The organism is Pseudomonas sp. LTR0, from assembly GCF_036630035.1.
GTDB classification, from domain to species: Bacteria; Pseudomonadota; Gammaproteobacteria; order Pseudomonadales; family Pseudomonadaceae; genus Aquipseudomonas; species Aquipseudomonas putida_Y.
The window spans coordinates 5,050,563-5,074,935 of sequence record NZ_CP123734.1 but is presented as its reverse complement, the minus strand read 5'-3'; the positions used below and the strand labels follow the sequence as shown (position 1 = coordinate 5,074,935).

At 63.0% G+C, this 24,373-nt stretch carries 22 protein-coding genes; 3 read left to right on the top strand and 19 right to left on the bottom strand.

Translation table 11 applies throughout. The annotated features are described in order from the left end of the window. Positions 1-55: 55 nt before the first annotated feature. From QCL51_RS23210 to ubiE, 5 genes are all read right to left on the bottom strand, one after another. Positions 56-391 (bottom strand): phosphoribosyl-ATP diphosphatase, encoded by a 336-nt coding sequence (locus QCL51_RS23210; protein ID WP_003249283.1) that lies wholly within the window; start codon positions 389-391, stop codon positions 56-58. A 1-nt stretch (position 392) separates the two neighbouring features. Further along, entirely contained in the window at positions 393-785 is a 393-nt protein-coding gene (gene hisI, locus QCL51_RS23205; RefSeq protein WP_021783739.1) for a phosphoribosyl-AMP cyclohydrolase, read from the bottom strand. 72 nt (positions 786-857) lie between these two features. Then, complete coding sequence (gene ubiB / locus QCL51_RS23200; protein WP_021783740.1) at positions 858-2,480, bottom strand: ubiquinone biosynthesis regulatory protein kinase UbiB; 1,623 nt, start codon at positions 2,478-2,480, stop codon at positions 858-860. After that, positions 2,477-3,100 (bottom strand): SCP2 sterol-binding domain-containing protein, encoded by a 624-nt coding sequence (locus tag QCL51_RS23195; RefSeq protein ID WP_021783741.1) that lies wholly within the window; start codon positions 3,098-3,100, stop codon positions 2,477-2,479. Before QCL51_RS23195 ends, ubiB begins: the two co-directional genes overlap by 4 nt. Further along, positions 3,100-3,870 (bottom strand): bifunctional demethylmenaquinone methyltransferase/2-methoxy-6-polyprenyl-1,4-benzoquinol methylase UbiE, encoded by a 771-nt coding sequence (ubiE, locus tag QCL51_RS23190; protein ID WP_009682367.1) that lies wholly within the window; start codon positions 3,868-3,870, stop codon positions 3,100-3,102. Before ubiE ends, QCL51_RS23195 begins: the two co-directional genes overlap by 1 nt. A 124-nt stretch (positions 3,871-3,994) precedes the next feature. On the opposite strand from ubiE, the gene QCL51_RS23185 reads away from it, so the two are divergent. After that, entirely contained in the window at positions 3,995-4,270 is a 276-nt protein-coding gene (locus QCL51_RS23185; RefSeq protein ID WP_003249289.1) for a polyhydroxyalkanoic acid system family protein, read from the top strand. A gap of 18 nt (positions 4,271-4,288) precedes the next feature. On the opposite strand, the gene QCL51_RS23180 is transcribed toward QCL51_RS23185, so the two are convergent. Continuing rightward, complete coding sequence (locus tag QCL51_RS23180) at positions 4,289-9,049, bottom strand: DUF6543 domain-containing protein (RefSeq protein WP_274102046.1); 4,761 nt, start codon at positions 9,047-9,049, stop codon at positions 4,289-4,291. A gap of 179 nt (positions 9,050-9,228) precedes the next feature. On the opposite strand from QCL51_RS23180, the gene QCL51_RS23175 reads away from it, so the two are divergent. Together QCL51_RS23175 and QCL51_RS23170 are read left to right on the top strand one after the other, a co-directional pair. After that, entirely contained in the window at positions 9,229-9,648 is a 420-nt protein-coding gene (locus QCL51_RS23175) for a phasin family protein (protein ID WP_014592667.1), read from the top strand. Between the two features lie 10 nt (positions 9,649-9,658). Further along, positions 9,659-10,450, top strand: coding sequence for a phasin family protein (locus QCL51_RS23170; protein WP_101196370.1), 792 nt, complete (start codon positions 9,659-9,661; stop codon positions 10,448-10,450). 111 nt (positions 10,451-10,561) lie between these two features. On the opposite strand, the gene QCL51_RS23165 is transcribed toward QCL51_RS23170, so the two are convergent. From QCL51_RS23165 to QCL51_RS23105, 13 genes are all read right to left on the bottom strand, one after another. Continuing rightward, positions 10,562-11,176, bottom strand: a complete 615-nt coding sequence (locus tag QCL51_RS23165; RefSeq protein WP_021783744.1) for a TetR/AcrR family transcriptional regulator — start codon at positions 11,174-11,176, stop codon at positions 10,562-10,564. A gap of 12 nt (positions 11,177-11,188) precedes the next feature. Continuing rightward, positions 11,189-12,871 carry a class II poly(R)-hydroxyalkanoic acid synthase gene (phaC, locus tag QCL51_RS23160; RefSeq protein ID WP_031322405.1) on the bottom strand — a complete coding sequence of 561 codons (1,683 nt, stop codon included), beginning with the start codon at positions 12,869-12,871 and terminating at the stop codon, positions 11,189-11,191. 48 nt (positions 12,872-12,919) lie between these two features. Next, complete coding sequence (gene phaZ / locus QCL51_RS23155; RefSeq protein WP_021783746.1) at positions 12,920-13,771, bottom strand: poly(3-hydroxyalkanoate) depolymerase; 852 nt, start codon at positions 13,769-13,771, stop codon at positions 12,920-12,922. Between the two features lie 62 nt (positions 13,772-13,833). Further along, on the bottom strand, positions 13,834-15,513 hold the full coding sequence (gene phaC / locus QCL51_RS23150; protein WP_084850236.1) for a class II poly(R)-hydroxyalkanoic acid synthase: 1,680 nt from the start codon (positions 15,511-15,513) through the stop codon (positions 13,834-13,836). 268 nt (positions 15,514-15,781) lie between these two features. Beyond that, the gene (locus QCL51_RS23145) at positions 15,782-16,159 is read right to left on the bottom strand and encodes a DUF971 domain-containing protein (protein ID WP_003249306.1); all 378 of its coding nucleotides are present in this window, start codon (positions 16,157-16,159) and stop codon (positions 15,782-15,784) included. Between the two features lie 166 nt (positions 16,160-16,325). Continuing rightward, positions 16,326-17,669, bottom strand: a complete 1,344-nt coding sequence (hslU, locus tag QCL51_RS23140; protein ID WP_003249308.1) for an ATP-dependent protease ATPase subunit HslU — start codon at positions 17,667-17,669, stop codon at positions 16,326-16,328. Positions 17,670-17,745: 76 nt separating this feature from the next. Then, the gene (gene hslV / locus QCL51_RS23135; protein ID WP_003249309.1) at positions 17,746-18,276 is read right to left on the bottom strand and encodes an ATP-dependent protease subunit HslV; all 531 of its coding nucleotides are present in this window, start codon (positions 18,274-18,276) and stop codon (positions 17,746-17,748) included. A gap of 211 nt (positions 18,277-18,487) precedes the next feature. Further along, a complete protein-coding gene (locus QCL51_RS23130) occupies positions 18,488-19,759 on the bottom strand; it encodes a dihydroorotase (protein WP_274118727.1) in 1,272 nt (423 codons plus the stop codon). Further along, positions 19,756-20,760, bottom strand: coding sequence for an aspartate carbamoyltransferase catalytic subunit (locus QCL51_RS23125; protein ID WP_021783749.1), 1,005 nt, complete (start codon positions 20,758-20,760; stop codon positions 19,756-19,758). The genes QCL51_RS23130 and QCL51_RS23125 overlap by 4 nt, the downstream gene beginning before the upstream one ends. Positions 20,761-20,772: 12 nt before the next feature. Beyond that, positions 20,773-21,291: a bifunctional pyr operon transcriptional regulator/uracil phosphoribosyltransferase PyrR gene (gene pyrR / locus QCL51_RS23120; RefSeq protein ID WP_021783750.1), complete on the bottom strand. Its 519-nt coding sequence runs from the start codon at positions 21,289-21,291 to the stop codon at positions 20,773-20,775. Between the two features lie 49 nt (positions 21,292-21,340). After that, the gene (gene ruvX, locus QCL51_RS23115) at positions 21,341-21,766 is read right to left on the bottom strand and encodes a Holliday junction resolvase RuvX (RefSeq protein ID WP_003249316.1); all 426 of its coding nucleotides are present in this window, start codon (positions 21,764-21,766) and stop codon (positions 21,341-21,343) included. Beyond that, positions 21,766-22,335, bottom strand: coding sequence for a YqgE/AlgH family protein (locus tag QCL51_RS23110; RefSeq protein WP_021783751.1), 570 nt, complete (start codon positions 22,333-22,335; stop codon positions 21,766-21,768). The genes ruvX and QCL51_RS23110 overlap by 1 nt, the downstream gene beginning before the upstream one ends. Before the next feature lie 1,085 nt (positions 22,336-23,420). Continuing rightward, positions 23,421-24,326: an energy transducer TonB gene (locus QCL51_RS23105; protein WP_021783752.1), complete on the bottom strand. Its 906-nt coding sequence runs from the start codon at positions 24,324-24,326 to the stop codon at positions 23,421-23,423. Positions 24,327-24,373: the final 47 nt, after the last annotated feature.

The following is a 24,373-nucleotide window of genomic DNA, read 5'->3' as shown; positions in this document are numbered from 1 at the left end:
AGCATATCGATCCGGCAACCCGGTGCCTGTGGGAGCGGGCGCCCCCAATAAAACGTCAGGCAGATGGCTGGCGTGCGGCCTTCTCATCATGCCCGGACAAGCCGAAGCGGCGTTCCAGTTCATCCAGCACGGCTTGTGGATGCTGGCCCAGCGCACTGAGCATCACCAGGCTATGAAACCACAGGTCGGCGGTTTCGTAGATGACATCGCTGTAATCCTTGCTGATCTGGGCATCCTTGGCAGCAATGATCGTTTCGACCGACTCTTCGCCGAGCTTTTCAAGGATCTTGTTCAGGCCCTTGTGGTACAGGCTGGCCACGTAGGAGCTGTCAGGCGCCGCTTGCTTGCGTTCTTCAAGCACTTCGGCCAGGCGGTTGAGGGTGTCGCTCATGTCAGTGTCCTGCGTTGTAGATGGCATCCGGGTCCTTCAGGACCGGGTCGACGATTTTCCACTGGCCGTCTTCATAGACGCGGTAGAAGCAGCTTTCACGACCGGTATGGCAGGCGATATGGCCCAGTTGCTCGACCATCAGGATGATCACGTCGGCGTCGCAGTCCAGGCGCAGCTCATGCAGTTTTTGCACGTGCCCGGACTCCTCGCCTTTACGCCACAGCTTGCCACGCGAACGCGACCAGTAGATGGCACGCTGCTCGGCGGCGGTCAGGGCCAGCGATTCACGGTTCATCCAGGCCATCATCAGCACACGTCCGGTCTTGTGGTCCTGAGCGATTGCCGGTACCAGGCCATCGCTGTTCCACTTGATCTCGTCCAGCCAGTCTTTCATCGTCGACTCCAAAGCGGGCCCGCTCCTGTGCCGGGCCCTTTGCGCTAGTGTGCCAGCCACAGGCGCGGCTGGCTATTGGCGCACGATCAGGTAAAGGCCTGCAGCCAGCATCAGCCAGGCGGGCCAGGCGGCCGGGGCGGCCAGGCTGGCGGTTTCGGCAGCGCCTGCGGCCAAGACTGCGCCACCGCCAAGCAGGCCGGCGCCCAGCAGGCGCAGCGCCCAGCGGTCGCCCTGGCGGCGCCGCTCCGGTAATTGTGGATCGTGCAGGTGAGGCTGCGACAGGCGTTCGAGCAGGTCGCGGGTCATGCCGGCCAGGTGCGGCAATTGCTCTACCTGGCTGTGCAGGTTGCCGAATACGGCCTTGGGGCTATAGCGGTCGCGCATCCAGCGTTCGAGGTACGGCTTGGCGGTGCTCCACAGGTCCAGGTCGGGGTACAGCTGACGGCCCAGGCCTTCGATGTTGAGCAGGGTTTTCTGCAGCAATACCAGCTGTGGCTGCACTTCCATGTTGAAGCGCCGTGCGGTCTGGAACAGGCGCATCAGCACCTGGCCGAAGGAAATATCTTTTAACGGTTTTTCGAAGATCGGCTCGCACACGGTGCGAATCGCTGCTTCGAACTCGTTCACCTTGGTGTTTGCCGGCACCCAGCCCGAGTCGATGTGCAACTGGGCGACGCGGCGGTAGTCACGCTTGAAGAAGGCAAACAGGTTGCGCGCCAGGTAGTCCTGGTCCTCGGCGGTGAGGCTGCCGACGATGCCGCAGTCGATGGCAATGTACTGCGGGCTCCACGGCTTGACCGTGCTGACGAAGATGTTGCCGGGGTGCATGTCGGCATGGAAGAAGCTGTCGCGGAACACCTGGGTGAAGAACACTTCCACGCCACGCTCGGCCAGCAGCTTCATGTCGGTGCGCTGGTCGGCCAAGGTGGCCATATCGGTCACCGGTACGCCGTAGATGCGTTCCATCACCAACACTTTGGGGCGGCACAGGTCCCAGTACACCTGGGGCACGTACATCAGCTCGGAGCCTTCGAAGTTGCGCCGCAGCTGGCTGGCGTTGGCAGCCTCGCGCAGCAGGTCGAGCTCGTCGTAGATGGTTTTTTCGTAGTCGCCGACGATTTCCACCGGGTGCAGGCGACGGGCATCCGCCGAGGCGCGTTCGGCGGCCTTGGCGATCAGGAACAGCCAGGCCAGGTCTTGGGCGATGACCGGTTTCAGGCCCGGACGCACCACCTTGACCACCACCTCTTCACCGGTTTTCAGGCGTGCGGCGTGCACCTGGGCCACCGAGGCCGATGCCAGTGGCTCGACGTCGAAGCGGCTGAACACCTCGCCGACCTTGGCACCGAGCTGTTCCTCGATCAAGGCCACGGCTTTTTTCGGGTCGAAGGGGGGCACACGGTCCTGCAACCGCATCAGTTCGTCGGCGATGTCCGGGGGCAGCAGGTCGCGGCGGGTGGACAGCAGCTGGCCGAACTTGATGAAGATCGGCCCCAGGTCCTGCAGCGCCAGGCGCAGGCGCGCGCCACGGCTGAGTTCGGTGGGCTTGCGTGGCAGCCAGCGCCACGGCATCAACAGGCGCAGGCTGGCCAGCCACCAGGGCAGCAAGGGTTGGTCGAACAGCAGGTCATCGAGGCGGTAGCGGATCACCACACGCTGGATGCGAAAAAGACGTCGGACGGCGAGCAGCTTCATGCGTTATCGCTGGTATCAAGGGATCGGGACAGGCGCCTGAGGCGCGCTTCGAGGCGTTCTGTATCAAGTTTCAAGGCATCGAGTTCGCTGAAGGCGGCTTCGGCCTCGCGCTTGCCGACCAGGGTGCGGGATTCCTCGGCCAGGTATTCGGACAGGTTCTGGCTGAAACGTGCCAGGCCTTGGCGAGTCCAGCGAGCGCGCAGGCGGATATGGCCGGCCAGCATTGCTGTGGCGACCGGGCCAAGCCAGCGTTGCAGCTCGTGCTCCCAGTCCAGTTCCAGGTCCTGCAGCACGCCAAACAGGTCAAGCAGTACGGCGCTGTCGCCGTGCAGCTCGACTTGCGGGCTGTGCAGCACGGCGGTCTTGTCCTTGGCCAGGGCCAGTTGCGCCAGGCTACCGGCGGGCGCGCGCAGGCTGCAGTCGACCTCACCCTGCCAGTGGGCGGCGAGCATCAGGCCTTCTTCGTCGGGCAAGATGAACAGCTGCAGGGCCGGTTGGCGGCAGTCGATTTCGATGACCTTGCCTTCCAGCGCGGCCAGCCGCGGCAGGGCCGTGCTGTCCATGCGCAGGACGCGATTCAGGCCATGTTCGACGCTGGCGAGCAGCCCGGCCAGCAACATCAGGGTTTGATTCCCCGGTGCACGGCAACGATGCCGCTGGTCATGTTGTGATAGGTGACGCGGTCGAAACCGGCCTCGACCATCATGCTCTTCAGGGTTTCCTGGTCAGGGTGCATGCGGATCGACTCGGCGAGGTAACGGTAGCTCTCGGAGTCATTGGTGATCAGCTTGCCAGCCAGCGGCATGAAAGCGAACGAGTAGGCGTCGTAGGCCTTGGACATCAGCTTGTTGGTCGGCTTGGAGAACTCCAGGATCAACAGACGGCCACCGGGCTTGAGCACGCGCAGCATCGAACGGATGGCGGCGTCCTTGTGGGTGACGTTGCGCAGGCCGAAAGCGATGGTCACGCAGTCGAAGTGGTTGTCCGGGAACGGCAGCTTTTCAGCATCGGCCTGGACGAACTCGATATTGCCGGCCACGCCGCGGTCAAGCAGGCGGTCACGGCCTACCTTGAGCATCGAATCGTTGATGTCGGCCAGCACCACCTGCCCGGTCGGCCCGACAAGACGCGAGAACTTGGCCGCCAGGTCACCGGTACCGCCGGCGATGTCCAGCACGCGGTTGCCGCTGCGCACGCCTGACAGCTCGATGGTAAAGCGCTTCCACAGGCGGTGCATGCCGCCGGAAAGCACGTCGTTCATCAGGTCGTACTTGGCTGCCACCGAGTGGAACACTTCGGCGACTTTCTTCGCCTTCTGGCTTTCAGGCACGTCCTGATAGCCGAAATGGGTGGTGGGTTCGGCGTGGTCGCCTTTGCGCTGGTCGTTCATATCGCTTCACCGGAAAAAATTACCGCCATTCTAGGGCGAACGGGCGGATTTGTCTTGGCGGGGTGTGCCAGCGGGCAGGGGCGGGCATAATGCGCATTATGTCTACATCTTCAGGAACGTCCACATGACCCAGATCAGCGTCGAACGCAAACACTCCCTCGGCCGTGATGCCGCCCGCGCCAAGGCTGAGGCGCTGGTCGACAAGCTCAGCCGCGAGTACGACCTCAAGGCCACCTGGAACGGTGACCGCGTGGACGTTGCGCGCAGTGGCGCCAATGGCAGTGTGCACATTGGCGACGACAGCATCCGCGTCGAATTGAAGCTGGGCATGATGCTGTCGATGATGAGCGGCACCATCAAAGGTGAAATCGAGCGGGCGCTGGACAAGGCCCTGGCCTGAGCCGGCGCCGCCCTGTGGCTACTGTGGCGCGTCCGCCGGGAAAGGAATGATACCAATCACCTGCTCCAGGCGCAGATCGCCGCGGTAGATCGCGATGCGCTCGCGTGCGTCTGCGGCCCGCTCAAGCATGGCCTTTCGGCCCCTTACGCCTGCATCCCAGAATTTGAGGTGGCCCTTCACGAAGTCATGCCCCCTCGCTTCGAGGCTGGGATAATGAAAATGCGCCTCCCACAGTAACCGCTGTGGCGCTTGTACATCGCGAACCTCGTAGACGTCGAGGTAATCATTGGCGTGACGTAACTGTCGGCGAATCACGGTTTGCCTGATTCGAATCCGGTTCTGCTCAGCCAGGAAGCGAAGGGCCTTGCCGTCGGGATGTCGGGTGTTCAGATACGCGTCGGTGAGTAGCCGAAGTTTTTCGTGATGGACGCGGTCTACCGCTGCCCGAAGGAGTTCGACCAAGCCGTAATCCAGTGGATTGTTAAGCTCGGTCAGTTGCTGCTGCACTTCGCGCATGTCACCTGCCGGCCATTCCAGAAAGTCGCTCAGGCTGTTGGGCTCATCGGCATAGTGAGCGGCGAAGGCGATTTTTCCATCCACCTCTGCCAGCAGGCGGTTTGCTCGCTGGCGCAGCTGTGCGCGGTCATGCTGGGCCGGCCGCGCTTGCTCAGGCACGGCATGCCACACCCCGTCGCGTTGCGTGAAGCTGCCCGCAGGCTCCTGGTTGAATGCACTGCGCTGGATAGCACGGTTGCCCATTTGGTCTATTTCCACCAGTAGCGGTCGACCTCGGTCAACACGGATGACCCGGCGTTTGATCGTCGCGGGCCGATGATATGGCGTTGGCGAGGGGGGGCTGATGCCGCTGTCGAGGTTGGTCAAGGTCGCGCTCAGTTGCTGCTCTGTGATCTGGGCAATCGTGGACAGTTCGCGTATGTATTCGTCCAGTACGTCAGCGACCAGCGCAGGCGAGTCCAGCGTTTTCATGTATTGGGCGCGGTCCAGCACGGTACGGTATTTCTGAAGGATATCCTCAAGCAGTTCGGCTTTGACCTGGGCCGTCTCTTCGGTGGCTGCCAGCCCGTCGTGGCTCCATACCGTGCTGCTGAATTCGATGCCGCTGAGCGGCGCGCGCATCGCAAGCAAATCCTCGGCCGTGTCCGCAGAGAGGCGGCTCTTGTCCACGGCGAGGTAGGCCAGGTCACTGAGCAGCTGGGCCCGAATGACCAATGTCGAATACGTTCTGCGTCGGATGGTCTGAGCGAGTTTCGTGGCTTTATTGGCAAAATCGATCTTGGGGTCCTGCAGTGTTTCCGCCAGGATCCGGTCCAGCCGCTGGCTGACGACAAGCAGGCGGCGGCTGGCTTGGCAGGAATCGCGTACCCGCTCGCGATAGTCGAGGTATTGCTGTATCTGCTCGGCAGTCTCTGGAACGCGGGGCAGCCCGGTGGCCTGTGCGCTCAGTGCCTGGTGGTCGACCTGCTCCAGCAAGCGTCGGCACAGCAGCATGTCGTTTTCGATGGCTGCGCCGTACCAATTGCCGTATCGGCGTCGGCTCGGGGCTCGGGTGTCGAATTTGCTGAACCGTGGTTCGGCCATCTCCTTGAACACTTCGATGTTCCCATGCAACAGCGTGCTCTGCCGTTCCAGGTAGAGCGCGGATGCCCTGATCTCTGGCAAGTGGCGCAGGCGCTGGGCTTTGAGTGCCTGCCTCTGAAGTTGCAATGCTGGCGGCGGTGAAGCGCGCTCCTGTGCAGGCAGAGCATCGACAGCCAGGCTGTACTCCAGCGCGAGGTCGTCATAAGCCTGCAGTTGCACTTGGCTGCGTTCCATAAGTGGCGCCATCTGGTTCAGCGCTTGTTGGTTCGCCGTGGCGGTTGTACTCAAGGTGTCGAACCGCTGGCGGTTTTCAGCGTTGATGGATTGCCTGTTCCTTGGCATGCCGCCAGAGAGGTTCAGATTCACGGTCCATTGGCCATTCCAGCGCGTCAGCCAGGGGCCTTTTTGGCGTTCACGGCCAACGATATGGTAGCCGTCCGGGGCGCCATTCCATTGGGACACCCACTCGCTGCTGCTCGGCTCGGGGCCGATGATCTGCATGCCGTTCCACGTCTCGATGACCTCATAGGCGCCATCGCCCAACTTGGCGTAGTAACGGCCGGCAATATTGTACAACCCACGCAAACGGCCCCTTGTCAGTGGCGCGTGCCCTTCGAGTGGCTGCGAGGCTTGCAGTTGGGCCAGTGACTGGCGCTCCTGTACCGACAGGTTGCTCAGGCGCTGCCCGTCATGCCAGCCATCTACACGCACGAGCGTGGGCCGTGGCGCCTCGACGGGGGGCTGCCACGGTTTCTCCTGTGGCTGCTCGAGCGCTGGGGGCGGGGTCTCTTCCTTCGGCGCAGGGCCTGAAAAACGTAGCCTGGCGGGCTCTTCGCTGTTGGCAGGTGGCGTTGCAGGGCGGTGGGCAAGGAGCAAGGCCAGGTTGGTGACCAGGTCTATGGCTGCGACGATCTTGTCGTCACCGCTGCGCTTGATCAGCGCCTCGACGTCTTCCTTGACTGCCGACAGCGCCACCACCAGCCACACCAGGGTGGTCATCGGGCCATGCCAAAGTTGGGTGACGGTATTGAAGATCGCCCACGCAGCCTCCTTCACCAAAGCCCGCACTTCCTGGGCATTGGAGACGCTGTTGCTGGCTGAGGCCAATAACATGGTCTCGATACGGGCGTTGAACAGATGAGTGTCCAGATCTTCCGTCCAGGCCTGGAACGAGGCCTGGACCGGGCGTCTGAGGCGTTGCAAAAGGTGGTCCAGCAGCTCGACCGGCACATTGAGCAGGTGCGTCAGCTTGGTCATGTTCGGGTGCAGGTGCGGGTGCTTGAACCCGTCGTTCTGGTAAGTCGGACGCGCGTCATCCTCAAGCCAGGCCAGTACGCTCTCTTGCAGTTCGCCCCTGCTGCGGATTGCGTCCATCAGCAATTCGAGGTTCGGAAATTCCTGCAACGCCCTGTCGGCATAGAATGGGCGGTACAAGACCCAGCTGCCGCTTGCCGGTATTTCGATGATGAACATCCCGTGCGCCACATCGCTTGCCGAAGCGCCAGGCGCGCAAAGGAACGCCAGGGGGGCGATGCGCAGAAGGTCCACGCCATTGTCCATGCCCTGGCAGAACCTGAGCATTGCCTGGCTTGCCGCTTCGCCAAGCTGTCGCTCGATCTTGGCCTTCAGCGTGCTGAACCGAAGGGCGTAACGCCATTCCCTGGCATGCTGGCGGATTCGCTCGGCCCTGCGCGGCTGGGTGTTGACTTGGTCCTTCAGGTAGGAGGGGTAGTGACCGCCGATGTCGACCTGATGAATCAGGCCCCTGATCTGGTCGATGCTCAGCCAGTCGGTCACAGGCGAGCCGTCCTCGAAGTTCATCCCGCTCATCACCTCGCCAGCCTCCAGCCGCAGGCGTGAAACTGCCAAGTCGGTCAGGGGCACCGAGTACAAGAACAGTGACTGCCCTTGTGTAGCGGCGCCGATGATGGCCTGGGAAATGCGGATGTGCACCTTGTTCGGGTCGTGTACCGCCTTGTCTGGGTAGCTGGTCTGCAGGGTCTCACGCAAGCGGCGAGCGGCGTAATCACGGATATCCTCGACATCGCCCAGGGATGTGCAGCCCTTCGACCGACCTTGGCTCGCCGCCAGATCGAGCAGTGCAGTGTGGTAGGCGTAGCGGTCCTCAGCGCTGGCATTGAGCAGCCATCGCGGCGGGCTGACGGAGGGTGCAGCTTGCTCCTGCGATGGCAGGTTGAGGAAGTAAGCTGACGGGTCGCTCACCTGGCGCAGTTGTCGCTCCAGTTCGTCGACGGTTGTCAGGCCGCCAATACGCAGGCGGCCGATGTCGTCCAGGATATCGTTCAGCAGTTGCCTGACCTGGAAGGCGAAAGGGCGTCCGATTACTGGCGTGTGTGCCCAGGACAACGTTTCGAAGCGATAACGTTGCGCTAGCTGCCGTTGCAGCGCGGTGGCAAAGCTGGGCAGGTCGACATGGCGATGAACCGAACCGCAGGGCTTGCATTGCAGAACCAGGCTGCGGGTGCCGCTTGTGGTGATGAGCAACAGATCCGGTAGGGTAACGGTGTGTGCCCCGCCATCCGTTCCGAGCGTGACTTGTATCGCCTCGACAGCCAGGCTGTCGTATACCCCGTCGAGCAGGGCGTACATTGCTGCTTTTTCATCATCTTCAAGGCCTTGGCGAGGGAGGTTCTCGAGCAATGCAGCCTTGATGGTGTGCTCAAGCCAGAGCATGCGCGAGACTTGGCTGTCTTCGTCGAGCCCGTTCCAGAAGCCGATCTGGGCTTGCTGGAAGGCCGGTATCAACGCACCAAGCACGGTATCGAAGTCATCGCTGAGCTTCGTCAGGTCCGGCATGATTTCGGGTTGGCGAATGTTGTCCTGGCCTTGCTCCTGAATTTTAAACACATGGGGAGGGCTGATGCTCAGCTTGTCTGAGGCGCCCAGTTGCACACGTTCCTTGGTCAGGAAATGCCGGAGAAGCTCGTCCAGCAGCCCGCTCTGACGTGGCAGATCATCTGTGCTGGCCGGTGCATGCAGGATGACGAAAGGGTCGAGCGATGTGATATGAGGATGGTTGCGGTGCAACCATGGATACCGGTCGCTGAAAGTCTGGAATGCGTCCTTTGATAAAACGTCCCGCAGGCTGGGTCGTTTGGAGAAACAGGCTGCCACGCTTTGCTTGAACGTCAGCCTGGGTGGGTTTGCTACAACAGTCATGGCGTCGATGTCCGTGAGGTGAAGCTTGCGACGCTAGCGCTATGGGCGAAGGGGCTTGCGGTATATAGATGCGACAACGAAGACCTTAGGGTGAGGTTTCTAATTTTCTTCCCTACCTTATGTTCAAGCCCAACCTCCGTGGGCGGTTTTCCACCACTCATGAGCATGAGGTACACAGCATGGCCAAAGTGATTGTGAAGAAAAAAGACGAAGCCCTGGGTACGCTTGGCGAGGTGCGCGGCTATGCGCGCAAGATCTGGCTGGCCGGTATCGGCGCCTACGCCCGCGTTGGTCAGGAAGGCTCTGACTACTTCAAGGAGCTGGTCAGGGCGGGTGAAGGTGTCGAGACTCGCGGCAAGAAGCGCATCGACAAAGAACTCGATGCCGCCAACCACCAGCTTGACGAAGTCGGTGAAGAAGTGAGCCGCGTACGCGGCAAGGTAGAAATTCAACTCGACAAGATCGAAAAAGCTTTCGACGCACGGGTCGGTCGCGCCTTGAATCGCCTGGGTATTCCGTCTAAACATGACGTTGAGGCGTTGTCGATCAAGCTTGAACAGTTGCATGAGCTGCTTGAGCGTGTCGCGCACAAACCATAAGGAGAGCAGGATGGCTGGCAAGAAGAACACCGAAAAAGAAGGCAGCTCCTGGGTCGGCGGGATCGAGAAATACTCCCGCAAGATCTGGCTGGCTGGGCTGGGTATCTATTCGAAGATCGACCAGGACGGCCCGAAGCTGTTCGACTCGCTGGTAAAGGATGGCGAGAAGGCCGAGAAACAGGCGAAAAAGACGGCTGAAGATGTTGCCGAGACTGCCAAGTCTTCGACCACTTCGCGGGTGTCGGGCGTGAAGGACCGTGCGCTGGGCAAGTGGAGCGAACTTGAAGAAGCCTTCGACAAGCGCCTTAACAGCGCCATCTCGCGTCTTGGCGTGCCGAGCCGCAACGAGATCAAGGCACTGCACCAGCAGGTGGATAGCCTGACCAAGCAGATCGAGAAGTTGACTGGTGCTTCGGTTACGCCGATTTCCTCGCGCACTGCGGCGACCAAGCCGGCTGCGAGCAAGGCCGCGGCCAAGCCAATGGCCAAGGCAGCAGCCAAGCCTGCGGCGAAAACGACGGCGGCCAAACCTGCTGGCAAAACCGCAGCGGCCAAACCTGCAGCCAAAACCGCAGCGGAAAAACCTGCAGCCAAGCCCGCAGCAGCCAAGCCTGCGGCGAAGCCGGCAGCGGCCAAGAAACCTGCGGTGAAGAAGGCGCCGGCTAAACCGGCAGCCGCCAAGCCAGCCGCCCCAGCGGCGAGCGCTGCTCCTGCCGCAACCGCTGCACCGGCACCGGCACCTGCCGCCACCCCGGCCAGCAGCACGCCATCGGCACCTACCGGCACCGGTACCCTGATCTAATACCGCGTCGCCTTCTTCGCGGGTAAACCCGCTCCCACAAGATGCGCCAAACCTTGTAGGAGCGGGTTTACCCGCGAATGCGTCGGCTGCAACACTCCATCTCCAGTAGGCCTACCCCTCCAGGTACTTCACTGCCAGTTGCTCCGCCGCCGCCCGTGCCTGGGCCTGCAGATGCGGCGCCACCAGCATCATCACCTGGTAAACCACGATCCCCACATCCCCCTCGCGCCCCAGCACACGCTGATAATCCAGCGAGAACATCAGCGTCAGGGTGATCTGCTCCACCAGTTGCCCCAGCGCCTGGGTATCACTCTCTACCAGCCCCTGGCTCTTGAGGCTGGCCAACAGTGCCGCCAGCGTGCGTTTGATCGCATTGATCAGGCTGCGCATGCCTCGGGCTAGCTTGGGCAAGCGCCCGGTCAGGTTGGACAAGTCCTGGAACAGGAAGCGGTACTGAGCCATGCGCTCGACGATCAAGTGCAGAAACAGCCAGTAATCCTCTGCGTCCAGACGCACCTCCAGCGGCGGGTCCAGCAGCGGCATCAACGCTTCTTCAAAACGCTCGAACAAGCCCAGTACCACCGGCTCCTTGCCATGGAAGTGGTAGTACAGGTTGCCTGGGCTGATGCCGAGTTCGTTGGCAATTTCCAGGGTGGATACGTTGGGTTCGCCCTGCTGGTTGAACAGCTGCAGGGCGCATTCAAGGATACGGTCGCGGGTTTTCATCCAGTCAGCAGCTCATCGGGTCAGCACGTAGGTGCCTGGCGCGGGGCCTAGCGGTGGGTAAGTGGCGTTGCCCAGTTCAGTGCGCGGCGCCTTGAGCAGGCCGGAGCGGGCGGTGATCCACTCCAGCCACAACGGCCACCAGCTGCCTTCGCTGCGCTTGGCATCGTGGAACCAGGCGCGCGGGTCGTTGCTCAGCTTGGGGTTGGCCAGGTAGTAGGCTTTGGGGTTGCCTGGCGGGTTGATGATGCTCTGGATATGCCCGCTGTTGGCCAGCACGAAGCGCCGCTCGCCACCCAGCAGCAACGCCGAGCGGTACACCGCATCCCATGGCGTGATGTGGTCGTTGCTGCCGGCCACGGTAAAGCTGTCGATATTGACCTGCTGCAGGTCGATCGGCGTACCGCACACCTCCAGCCCTGACGCGTAGGTCAAGGGATTGAGCTTGAAAAACTCCAGCAGGTCGCCATGTAGCGCGGCGGGTAGGCGCGTGCTGTCGGCATTCCAGTACAGGATGTCGAACGCCGGCGGTGTCTTGCCGAGCAGGTAGTTGTTGACCCAGTAGTTCCAGATCAGGTCGTTGGGCCGCATCCAGGCAAAGATCCGCGCCACTTCGCCACCGTCCAGCACGCCACGCTGATAAGAGCGTCGCTTGGCCGCTTCGATGGTTTGCTCATCGGCGAACAGGCTAGCCGGGCTTTCGAACTTGCTGTCCAGCAAGCTGACCAGATACGTGGCACTGCGCACCCGGCGCAACTGCTTCTTGGCTTGCAGGTGGCCTTGCAGTGCGGCCATGGTCAGGCCGCCGGCACAGGCGCCCATCAGGTTGGGGTCGCGGTTGCCGCTGATACTGCGGCAGGCGTTGAGCGCTTCCTCCAGGGCTTGCACGTAGCTGGAAAGGCCCCATTCACGGTGGCGTGGGTCGGGGTTGCGCCAACTGACCATGAACACCTGCAAGCCGCTTTTGAGCATGTACTGGACAAAGCTGTTGGTAGCGCTGAGGTCGAAGATGTAGAACTTGTTGATCTGAGGCGGCACGACCAGCAGTGGGCGTGCGTGCTGCTTTTCGCTCATCGGCGAGTACTGGATCAGCTCCAGCAGCTCATTGCGAAATACCACTGCGCCAGGGGTTGCGGCCAGGTTAACGCCCACTTCAAAGGCGCGCTCGTCCACCTGACGCGGCAGCCCATCGTTGTGACGCAGGTCGTCGAGCAGGTGGGCCACGCCGCGCACCAGGCTCTGGCCGCCGGTGTTGAACAGCTCCTTGACCGCCAGCGGATTGAGCAGTGAGTTGCTGGGCGCCAGCGCATCGTTGATCAGGTTGAACAGAAAATGGGCGCGGGCTCGATCATCGTCGTTCAAGTGGCTTTCATCGATCCACTGGCGTGTCTGCTTCTGCCAGGCCAGATAGGCCTGCAGGCCGCGGCGGTAGAACGGGTTCTGGCTCCAGGTCGGGTCACTGAAGCGTGCGTCACGCGGGTTCGGCTGGTAGGGCGTGTCCCCCAGCATTACCCGCCCCAACTGCCCGCCAAGCGCCAGCAGATGGTGCGCGGCATGCAGCGGGTGGCGCAGGCCGTGGCGGCCGACGTTGCGTAGCGTGGAAAGCAGGTCGCGGCCGCGAAGGCCGAGGATGGCGTTCTGCACGTTCATGCGGGTGGCGGGGAGCGTTGTCGATCCTTTGGCCGGTTTGTCTTTCATGGCAACACTCCCTCGTCTAATCCATTTCCCTGTCAGGCCGCAGCTGTTTCACCCCCCCGAGGCCGGACGGGGATGCATGACCGCACGCTGACGTTCTTCCTGCAGGAACTTCATGATGATCGGGGCGACGGCTTCTGCCCGGGTGATCAGGAACAGATGGCCGTCGTCGATAATGTGTAGCTGGGCATTGGGAATCCGCCAGGCTAGCAGGCGCATGTTGATCAGCGGGATCAGCGGGTCGTCGTCGCCGGCCAGTACCAGGGTGGGCTGCTGGATCTTGTGCAGCCAGTGGATGCTGGTCCAGCCGAGCCCGGCGAACAGCTGCCAGTAGTAGCCCAGTTTGCCGCCGGAGCGCACTTTGGCGGCATGGTGCATGGCCAGGTCTGGGTCACGTCGGAAGCCGCCGCCATAGATCATCGGTGCAATGCGGATGACATGCGACGGCTGCACGTAACGCCGGGGGCTGGCCATCATCCACAGCACCTTGGGCTTGCCTGGCACCATGACCGCGCCGGCAGCGGTTGCGGCCAGCACCAGCTTCTTGCAGCGCTCGGGGTAATCGTGAGCGAACTGCTGGGCCAGGGCGCCGCCCCAGGACACGCCGATTACGTTGACCTGGCCGTAGTCGAGGTAGTCGAGCATCCGCGCGGTCAGCTTGGCCAGCCCAGGGAAGCGATACGGGTGGCGCGGTGTGGACGAGCCGCCGACCCCGGGCACATCGAAGGCGATGACTTCCAGGTCCGGATCAAGTGCTTCGATGAACGGAAACACCAGCTCGAGGTTGGCGCCGATGCCGTTGAAGATCAGCAACGGCGTCAGGTGCGGCTTGCCGGGGCGAACAGCGGTACGGATGGACTGGTTGTCCAGCTCGACGGTCCTGAAAATATAGGGTTGCGGCATGCACGTGACTCTTGGGTGAAGTAAACACCGTGGCGCCTTGCAGGCCGCCACGGCGCTGTAACTCAACGCTCGTGAACGTAGGTGCCTGGGGAGGCTTCACCGGCGGCATACGCACGGTTGCCCAGGCGGGTCGGTGCCTTTTTCAGCGCGCCGGCACGCTCGCCCAGCCAACTCTGCCAGTGCAACCACCAGGAGTCTGCATGCTTGATGGCGTTTTCCTGCCAGGCCACCGGGTCGCCCGGGCGGTCGGCACCGGTCATGAAGCGTGCCTTCGGGTTACCCGGCGGGTTGAGGATGCTCTGGATATGCCCGCTGTTGGACAGTACGAATTCGATCTTGCCGCCGAACAGATGTGCCGAGCGGTAGCATGACGGCCATGGGGTGATGTGGTCGTTGGTGCCGGCGAGGCTGTAGATGTCACATTTGACCTGTTTCAGGTCGATCGCGGTGCCGCACACTTCCAGGGCGTCGGGGCGGGTCAGCGGGTTGGTCTTGAACATTTCGATCAGGTCGCCGTGGAAGGCGGCCGGCAGGCGCGTGGTGTCGTTGTTCCAGAACAGGATGTCGAATACGGGGGGCTCATTGCCGAGCAGGTAGTTGTTTACCCAGTAATTCCAGATCAGGTCGTTGGGGCGCATCCAGGCGAACACCTTGGCCATTTCGCTGCCTTCCAGCACGCCCGCCTGATAGGAGTGGCGCTTGGCTGCCTCCAAGGTCTGCTCGTCGACAAACAATGCGACCTGGTTGTCCATGGTGGTGTCCAGCACGCTGACCAGCAGGGTCAGGGCGTTGACCTTGTTCTCACCAATGGCGGCATAGTGGCCCACCAGTGCGGTACAGGTGATGCCGCCGGAGCAGGCGCCAAGCATGTTCAAGTCTTTGCTGCCGGTAATCGCCAGCACCGCGTCGACGGCTTCTTTCAGCGCATCGATGTAGGTGGACAGGCCCCACTCGCGCTGGGCCTTGGTCGGGTTGCGCCAGCTGATGATGAAGGTCTGCTGCTGCGAGCGCAGGCAGAAGCGCGCCAGGCTCTTTTCCGGGCTGAGGTCGAACACATAGAACTTGTTGATCTGCGGTGGCACCACCAGCAGCGGGCGGGCGTGCACCTGCTCGGTGATGGGGCTGTACTGGATCAGCTCCAGCACATCGTTGCGGTACACCACCGCGCCTTCGCTGGTGCCCAGGTTCTTGCCCACTTCGAAGGCATCCATGTTCACCTGGCTAGGCATGCCGCCGTTATTGACCATGTCCTTGGCCAGGTTGGACAGGCCATCGAGCAGGCTCTTGCCGCCGGTTTCGAAGAAGCGTTTGACCGCAGCCGGGTTGGACAGGGTATTGGTCGGCGCCATGGCCTCGGTCATCAGGTTGATGACGAACTGGCCGCGGCTGATGTCCTGGGGGGACAGGTCGCTGCTGCTGACCCAGTCCTGCAGCTCCTTGCGCCAGGCCAGATAGGTTTGCAGGTAGCGGCGGTACAGCGGGTTGTTGCTCCAGGCCGGGTCATTGAAGCGACGGTCGTCGCTTTCCGGGGCCAGGCTGGATTTGCCCAGCAGCACGTTCTTCAGCTCCAGGCCAAAGTGAGCCACATGTTTGGCGCTGTGCAGCGGTTGGCGCACGGCCTGGCGCAGCACGGTGCGTGCCGAGCTCAACAGGTCCTTGCGGCGGATGCCGATGACCGGGTTCAGCCCCAGGGTGTTTTCCGAGGCCTGCCGCTGCAGCTCATCGTTGTTCTTGTTACTCATCTACGACGCTCCGTTGTCCTGAGACGAGTACCGGTTGCTGTGGTGGGTGCACAGCCCTGAGCCCGGTACTGCTACTCGGGTGACCAGTGATAAGGAACAGCGGTGCTGCGTGGGTGCTGACGACCTGCAAAGTGATGCAGGGAACTTGCCACACCCATTGGTTACCCGACTTTCGTGTAATGCGCAAGACAGCCCTTCACTGGGCTGTCTGCAACCCATTCAAACAGATGAATTTAGAAAATGCGCTCTAAACCCCGCAGGCCTTGCGCTAGAGCATGAGCTTGACCACAGATTCGGCTGGGTCGCGGGATTTGCCGGCCTTGTGCAACTCGTCGAGGTATTCCGCCCACAGTTGTTCCTGGCGCAGGCACAGTTGCTCAAGGTATTCCCAGGTGAACAAGCCGCTGTCATGACCGTCGTCGAAGGTCAGTTTCAGTGCATATTGGCCGGCAGGTTCCAGGCCACTGAGGCCGACATTGATCTTGCCGAACTGCAGGATGGGGTTGCCGTGGCCCTGGACCTCGGCGGAGGGAGAGTGCACGCGCAGGAATTCGGCGGGCAGGTGGTAGACCTCGCCGGGCGCGTAGGTGAGGCTGAGGGTTTTGGAGGCTTTGTGCAGGTTGATGGCGGTAGGCAGGCGGGCCATGGGCAGAATCTCTCGGGAGCTGATGAAGCACAGCTTCCAGCTTATGGGAAAGGGATTCAAGGGCCTCTTCGCAGGCAAGCCCGCTCCTGCACGGATCACCACAGGCCCAAGGGATGTGGTGACATGTGCAGGAGCGGGCTTGCCCGCGAAGCTGTCGAAACTGGTCTTACAGGATGTAACGCGACAGGTCTTCGTTCTGCGCCAGCTCACCGAGGTGGCTGTTCACATACGCCGCATCGATCTGGATCGGCGCTTCGTCATGGGTGCTGGCCAGGTCGCCCGCACTGAACGACACCTCTTCGAGCAAGCGCTCGAGCAGGGTGTGCAGGCGGCGGGCACCGATGTTTTCGGTTTTCTCGTTGACCTGGTAGGCAATCTCGGCCAGGCGCTTGATGCCGTCGGCGAGGAACTCGATGTTCAGGCCTTCGGTCTTCAGCAATGCCTGGTACTGCTCGGTCAGCGACGCGTGCGGCTCTTGCAGGATGCGCTCGAAGTCTTCCGGGGTCAGTGCCTTCAGTTCAACACGGATCGGCAGGCGGCCTTGCAGCTCGGGCACCAGGTCGCTCGGCTTGCTCAGGTGGAATGCACCCGAGGCAATGAACAGAATGTGGTCGGTCTTGACCATGCCCAGCTTGGTGTTGACGGTGCAGCCTTCGATCAGCGGCAGCAGGTCGCGCTGCACGCCTTCGCGGGACACGTCGGCGCCGCCAACGTTGCCACGCTTGGCAACCTTGTCGATTTCGTCGATAAACACGATGCCGTGCTGTTCGACCGCTTCCAGGGCCTTGGCCTTGAGCTCTTCCTCGTTGACCAGGCGGCTCGCTTCTTCATCGCGAACCATCTTCAGCGCTTCTTTTACCTTCAGCTTGCGCGCTTTGCGCTTGCCCTTGCCCATATTGGCAAACAGGCTCTGCAGCTGGTTGGTCATTTCTTCCATGCCGGGCGGCGCAGCAATTTCGACACCGACGGCATCGGCCACTTCGATCTCGATTTCCTTGTCGTCCAGCTGGCCTTCGCGCAGGCGCTTGCGGAACAGCTGGCGGGTGTTGGAGTCGCTGCTGGTCTGTGCGGCTTCTTCGCTGAAGCTGGTGACGCGCGCCTGGGGCAGCAGGGCGTCGAGGATGCGGTCTTCGGCGGCGTCTTCGGCGCGGTGGCGCACGCGGATGATTTCCTGCTCGCGCAGCATCTTCAGCGCGGCATCGGCCAGGTCACGGATGATCGACTCGACGTCGCGGCCCACGTAGCCCACTTCGGTGAACTTGGTGGCTTCGACCTTGAGGAACGGCGCGTTGGCCAGCTTGGCCAGACGGCGGGCGATTTCGGTCTTGCCGACGCCGGTAGGGCCGATCATCAGGATGTTCTTGGGGGTTACTTCGGCACGCAGCTCGGCAGGGAGCTGCATGCGCCGCCAGCGGTTGCGCAGGGCAATGGCCACGGCGCGCTTGGCGTCGTCCTGGCCGATGATGTGGCGGTTGAGTTCGTGGACGATCTCGCGGGGGGTCATGGACATGATCAATACGGTCCTTGGGCAGATGAGTCAGCGTGGAAAAGCCCCTTCGCCGGGAAGGGGCGCCAGAACAGCTGAATCAGTCGGCCAGGTCCTGCTCCTCGATGGTCAGGTTGTGGTTGGTGAACACGCAGATGTCGCCGGCGATGTTCAGGGCGGTCTCGGCGATTTCGCGGGCCGAGAGGTCGGTCTTGTTCAGCAGGGCACGGGCTGCGGCCTGGGCATAGGCGCCGCCGGAACCCATGGCGATCAGGCCGTCTTCGGGTTCGACCACGTCACCGTTGCCGGTGATGATCAGGGATGCATCCTTGTTGGCCACGGCGAGCATGGCTTCCAGGCGGCTCAGGGAGCGGTCGGTACGCCATTCCTTGGCCAGCTCGACGGCGGCGCGTACCAGGTGGCCCTGGTGTTTTTCCAGCTGACCTTCAAAGCGCTCGAACAGGGTGAAAGCGTCGGCGGTAGCGCCGGCGAAGCCCGCGATGACCTGGCCGTGGTACAGGCGGCGCACCTTCTTGGCGTTGCCTTTCATCACGGTGTTGCCAAGGGATACCTGGCCGTCGCCGCCCATGACGACTTTGCCGTTACGGCGGACAGAAACGATTGTGGTCAAGGGGAGAGTCTCCACGCAGCGGGGCGAAAGTGCCTGATGCAGACTCATATGGGGGTGGGGGGAAGGATTTCAACCGGGGGGGATGAATGGTCGCGCTTGGCGGGGGGACTATGTGAAGGCATTCGCGGGCATGCCCGCTCCCACAGGGTTACCACATGCCTTGGAATTGTGGTGATCCTGTGGGAGCGGGCGTGCCCGCGAAGCATGTTACTCAGGCCTCGTGGCAGACGTGCCCGTCGACCAAGGTATAACGCACCGCCCCCGGCAGGCAGTGGCCGATGAACGGGCAGTTCTCGCCACGGGAGAACCATTGTTCGCCGGCAACGGTGGAGGCTTGCGGGTCGAACAGCACCAGGTCGGCCGGGCCGCCTACTTTCAGCTCCCCGGCCGGCAGGCGCAGGGCGGCAGCCGGGCCGCTGCTCAGACGGGCCAGCAAGGTCGGCAGGTCGAGCAGGCCGTCTTGCACCAGGGTCATGGCCAGTGGCAGCAGCAACTCGACGCTGCTGATACCTGGCTCGGTGGCGCCGAACGGGGCCAGCTTGGCGTCGCGCTCGTGCGGCTGGTGGTGGCTGGAGATGGCCTGGATCACCCCCGACTTCACCGCCTCGCGCAACCCGTCACGGTCGGCAGCGGTGCGCAGCGGCGGCTGCACGTGGTACAGGCTGGAGAAATCGCGCAGCGACTCGTCCGTGAGGATCAGCTGGTACAGCGCTACATCGGCGGTCACAGGCAGGCCCAAGGCCTGGGCCTGGGCAATCAGCCGCGCGCCACGGGCGCTGGTGATCTGGCTGAAGTGCGCACGCACGCCGCTCTGTTCCACCAGCAGCAGGTTGCGCGCCAGGGCCACGGTTTCGGCGCTTTCCGGGATGCCCGGCAGGCCGAGGAAGCTGGCCATGGCACCCTCGTGGGCCAGGCCGCCCTGGGCCAGATCGCGGTCCTGGGAGTGGAACACCACCGTCAGGTCGAAGGTGGCGGCATACTCCAGGGCGCGGGCCAGGGTACGGTTGTTGGGGATTTCCTTCAGGCCGTTGCCAAATGCTACGCAACCGGTGTCACGCAGGGCCACCAGTTCGGCCAGTTGCTCGCCTTCCAGGCCCTTGGTCAGGGCGCCGACCGGGTAGACCTTGCTGTTGGCGGCTTCGCGGGCACGGTCAAGGATAAGTTCGGCTACCGCCGAGGTGTCCAGCACCGGCTTGGTCTGCGGCGGGCAGCACAGGCTGGTGACGCCCCCAGCCACGGCAGCGCGGGTTTCACTGGCGATGTTGCCTTTGCGGCTATAACCCGGCTCGCGCAGGGACACGCCCAGGTCGACCAGGCCGGGTGCTGCGACCAGGCCATCAGCCTGGATCGTGCGGCTGGCTCTGAAACCGGCCGGTGCGGCACCGATGGCGGCAATGCGGCCGCCGTCCAGGTGCAGGTCGGTGACCTGGTCCAGGCCGCTGTTGGGGTCGATGACCCGGGCGCCGAGAATACTGATGGTCACTGGGCGTTCTCCTGGTCGAATTGACGTTGCGCGTTCTGCCCGCTCATGGCCATGGACAGCACGGCCATGCGCACGGCGATGCCGTAGGTGACCTGGTTGAGGATCACCGAATGCTTGCCATCGGCAACCGCCGACTCGATTTCCACGCCACGGTTGATCGGGCCCGGGTGCATGACGATTGCATCGGGCTTGGCTGCGGCCAGGCGTGCAGTCGTCAGGCCGAACAGGCGGTAGAACTCGCCTTCGCTGGGCAGCAGGCCACCGGCCATGCGCTCACGCTGCAGGCGCAGCATGATCACCACGTCGACGTCTTTCAGGCCTTCGGCGAGGTCGGTGTAGACCTTCACGCCGTACTGCTCGATACCAATGGGGATCAGGGTTTTCGGCCCGATCACGCGGATGTCCGGGCAACCCAGCGCTTTCAGCGCGAGCATGTCGGAACGGGCCACACGCGAGTGCAGGATGTCGCCGACGATGGCCACGGACAGGTTCTCGAAGCTGCCTTTGTGGCGGCGGATGGTGAGCATGTCGAGCATGCCCTGGGTCGGGTGCGCGTGGCGGCCGTCGCCGCCGTTGATCACGGCAACCTCCGGGCACACGTGCTCGGCGATGAAGTGCGCGGCGCCGGAGTCGGAATGGCGCACGACGAACATGTCAGCCGCCATGGCTTCGAGGTTGCGCAGGGTATCGAACAGGGTCTCGCCCTTGCTGGTCGAGGAGGTCGACACATTCAGGCTGATCACGTCGGCCGACAGGCGCTGGGCTGCCAGTTCGAAGGTGGTACGGGTACGGGTCGAGTTCTCGAAGAACACGTTGCACACAGTCTTGCCGCGCAGCAACGGGACTTTTTTCACAGCCCGGGCGCCGACTTCCAGGAAGGAGTCGGCGGTGTCGAGGATCTCGGTGAGCAGTTCGCGGGGCAAACCGTCAAGCGAGAGGAAGTGGCGCAGCTGGCCCTGATCATTGAGCTGCAGCGGGCGCTTGGCGTCGATTGGCGTCATCGCGGGGGACTCTTAAAGGGCGGAAGCGGAGGCGAGGTCCTGGCGCTCGAGGGCGAGCGGTGCGGGTCCGGTCAATTTTACCCGTTCATGGGCGCCCAGCGACAGGGTGGCGCCGAGCACGTTCGGGCGAATCGGCAGTTCGCCGGCATCCAGGTCCAGCAGGCAGACCAGGGTAACGCTGGCCGGGCGGCCGTAATCGAACAGTTCGTTGAGCGCCGCGCGGATGGTACGACCGCTCATCAGCACGTCATCCACCAGCACCAGGTGCTGGCCTTCGACCTCGAACGGCAACTCGGACGGGCGCACTTGCGGGTGCAGGCCGTTCTGGCTGAAGTCGTCGCGGTAGAACGACACGTCCAGGGTGCCCATGGGGCTGGTGTCGCCCATCGCTTCCTGCAGGGCCTGGGCAACCCAGACTCCGCCGGTGCGGATACCGATGTAACGGGGCTCGGTGATTGCCCGGCGCGCCAGGTGGGCACGAAGGTCGACAGCCATCTGCCGGATCAGCTCGGCGGGATTGGGTAGGCTCATTGCGGGCTCCTCGGAAGGGTGCGCCGGGTGGGCCCGGCGGCAAAGATGATCAGGTATTGGCCTCCAGCCAGCCTTGCAGCAACAAGGCAGCGGCAATGGCATCGACCGGGTTGTCGCGGTAGCTGCCACGCTGGCCGCCACGGGCCATGCGCTCGCCTTTGGCCTCGAAGGTGGTCAGGCGCTCGTCGTGCGTGTGCACGGGCAGGTTGAAGCGGCCGTTCAGGCGGCGGGCGAACTTTTCGGCACGGGCGCTCATTTCGCTGGGAGTGCCGTCCATGTTCAGCGGTAGGCCGACGACAATGGCATCTGGCTTCCATTCGGCAATCAGCTTTTCCACCTGGGCCCAGTCCGGTACGCCGTTCTGCGCCTTCAGGGTGCACAGTTCGCGGGCCTGGCCGGTAATCACCTGGCCAACGGCCACGCCGATCTGTTTGCTGCCATAGTCGAAGCCCAGCAGCAGGCGTAGCTCAGCCATCAGGCGTGGCCCGCCTGGCTGGTCAGCAGGTGCAGGTTGATCCCCAGGCTGGCGGCCGCAGCCTCCAGGCGCAGGTCGCTGGCCATGCCGAAGACAATATCCGGGTCGAACGGGCAGTTCAGCCAGGCGTTGTCTGCCAGCTCCGCTTCCAGTTGGCCCGCTTCCCAACCGGCATAGCCCAAGGTGATCAGGCTCTGCTTCGGGCCCACCCCGGCGGCGATAGCCAGCAATATGTCCTGTGACGTGGTCAGCGACAGCCCCTCCAGCGCCACGCTGGCCTGGAAACTGCACTCGCTGCTGTGCAACACGAAGCCGCGGTCGGTTTGTACCGGGCCACCCTGGTAGATCGGCACCTGCAAGGTGCTGGCCGGCGGCGTTTCGTCCGGGCGCAGTTGCTCGAGGATGTCGGCCAGGCTCAGTTCCTGTGGTCGGTTGACCACCAGGCCCATGGCGCCATGCTCATTGTGCTCGACGATGTACGTGAGGGTCTGGGCGAAGTTCGGATCGGCCATGTGTGGCATGGCGATCAGGAACTGGTGCTTGAGGTAGCTGGGTGCGAGGGTTTTCATGGGGATAGTGTGGCGCCAGGTGGCGAGACTGACAAGGTGCGGATTTGTGTCGTCTGGTTGGCGGTTGTCGTGAGGTTTTTGGTGTCTTCGAGATTGAGCGCCGCCCGCGCGGCGCATCGCGAGCTATGCTCGCTCCTACGTTTGTTTCGGGCCAGTAACGCCAGTGACGGGCGCGCGCGGCCGCCTGGTCCGTACCACACGATATCGCGTCATGCGCCAAGGCGTTCGCGCGCAAATCCCACAGGAATGACTGGCCCGAAACAAACGTAGGAGCGAGCGCAGCTCGCGATGCGCCGCGCGGGCGGCGCTCGGTCTCCCAGGCGACGCACCTCTACCGCCATGCGCGGGCGGCGCTCGATCTCCCAGGCGACGCATCTCTACCGCCATACCCTCAAGGCCACACCGCCTGGCATGACGTTGCGCAATGGCCGGGTGTGTTTGCCGTGGGTTTCAGGGGGTGGCAGAAATCGAGCGCCGCCCGCGCGGCGCATCGCGAGCTGCGCTCGCTCCTACGTTTGTTTCTGGCCAGTAACGCCTGTGACAGGCGCGCGCGACCGCCTTGTTTGTACGACGCAATATCGCGCCATGCGCCAAGGCGTACGCGCGCAAATCCCCCAGAAATAATTGGCCCGAAACAAACGTAGGAGCGAGCGTAGCTCGCGATGCGCCGCGCGGGCGGCGCTCGATCTTCCAGGCGACGCACCTCTACCGCCATACAGGCGGCGCTCGATCTTCCAGGCGACGCACCTCTACCGCCATACAGGCGGCGCTCGATCTTCCAGGCGACGCATCTCTACCGCCATACCCTCAAGGCCACACCGCCTGGCATGACGTTGCGCAATGGCCGGGTGTGTTTGCCGCGGGTTTTATGGTGTTGCAGAAATCGAGCGCCGCCCGCGCGGCGCATCGCGAGCTGCGCTCGCTCCTACGTTTGTTTCTGGCCAGTAACGCCTGCGACAGGCGCGCGCGACCGCCTTGTTTGTACGACGCAATATCGCGCCAAGCGCCAAGGCGCCCGCGCGCAAATCCCCCCCAGAAATAATTGGCCCGAAACAAACGTAGGAGCGAGCATAGCTCGCGATGCCTCAGTTACTGGACAAACGGTCCCCACGGGCGAAGCGCCAGGTGCGGATGATCTCCAGCCGGTCAAACTCGGCCAGATCCCCGGTAAACGGTGCAAATGGCGCCGCCAGCCGCACGATGCGCTGCGCAGCCTGGTCCAGCACTGGCTGCCCGGATGATTCCAGCACCAGCACCTCGTACAGCGAGCCATCGCGGTTGATCGACACCATCATGCGCAAGTTGCCGTAGATCTGCTGCCGGCGCGCTTCGTCGGGATAGTTCAGGTTGCCCACGCGCTCGACCTTCTTGCGCCACTCTTCCTTGTACCAGGCGCCCTTGTCGCGCATGGTCGACGCGGCGTTCAGGCGATGAATGCGCGGGCGCTTGGCGTACATCTGCTGCTCGTTGGACAGCTCCGCCTCCAGGCTGGCGATCTGGCTGGACAGCTGCGAGCTGTCGAAGTCCGGTGCCGGTGCGGCTGGCTTGGGCTGTGCTTTGCTTTCCTTGGGTTTGGGTTCGACCTTGTGCGGCTTGGGCGCCGTAGTCACCACCGCCGACTTTTTCGGGGTAGGGGGTGGAACCACCTCGGGCCTGGCCGCAGGCGGTGGGGTGATCTTGTTGATCTTGCTGTCCTGGAAAGGCGCCAGTTCGGTGGTCTTGGGCACCGCTTTCTTGTCCAGGGTGCCGCTGCCTTGCTGGTTGTCCTGGGCCTGGAAGTCAGCCTTCTCGGGCGGCTTCTCGCTCTTGAAGGTGGCCAGGGTGATGTCCATGGTGTGGCGGATTTCGGCAGGCTTGACCACGGTGAAACCCACGCCGAGGATCAGCGCCAGGTGCACCAGCGCAGCCAGGAACAGGGTGAAGCCGAGCCGGTCCGCAGGGCGAACACGGGGAGGCAGCAGGTCGGCAGGGACGTCAGCGGGCAGCGTCATCAGGTATCCAGCAACCGCAGGGCGGGGCAGCAGCTCAGTCGAATAGG